This window comes from Achromobacter deleyi, from assembly GCF_902859705.1.
Classification (GTDB): domain Bacteria; phylum Pseudomonadota; class Gammaproteobacteria; order Burkholderiales; family Burkholderiaceae_B; genus Achromobacter; species Achromobacter deleyi.
In genome coordinates, this window is record NZ_CADIJO010000065.1 from 1 (window position 1) to 607 (window position 607).

Genomic DNA, 607 nt, shown 5'->3' on the forward strand with positions numbered 1-607 from the left:
CAGGTCGCCCGTGACGAGTTCCAGCGAATTGCCGGCGGTTACTGCGCCGCTGCGGTTGGCCAGGCTGCTGAATGCAAGTTTGGCGTTGGCGTCGGACGAGACGTTGCCCGATGTGTTGTCGAGCGTGCCGGTGGAAACACCCAGATCCTGGCCCGCGCCGATGCGACCTGCCTGGTTGTCGACTGCGCCTGCGTTCAAGGTGACTTGCTGGCCCATGACGCCCAGGGCGCCTGGCGTAGCCGCGCCCGCACCGGCAAGGCCATTGGCGAGGGTGTCGCGGTTGTTCAGGCTGCCGGCCGTCAAGGCCACGAGGTTGTCGGCCTGGATCAGGCCGGCACGGTTGTCCAGCAGGCCTTGGGTCTTGAGTGTCAGATTGGCGGCGGCGACGATGCCGCGCGCGTTGGACAGGGTTTGCGCGTTCAGCGTGGCTTGCCCTTGGGCGGCAACGGTGCCACCGGTGTTGTCCAGGTTGCCGGTGGTCTTTACGTCCAGTACGCCGCCGCTGACGACCTTGCCGTCGGTGTTGGACAGGCTCGCGGCTTTAACGTCGATTGAACCGCCGTACAAGCCGCCGCCCTGGTTCTGCAAGGCGCCGGTGTTGGCGACG

At 66.6% G+C, this 607-nt stretch carries 1 protein-coding gene; it reads right to left on the bottom strand.

Going from position 1 to position 607, the window contains the following annotated elements; all coding sequences use genetic code 11:
• Positions 1–607 (bottom strand): hypothetical protein (locus HV798_RS31565; protein ID WP_175196695.1); only part of this gene is annotated, 607 nt, incomplete at both ends.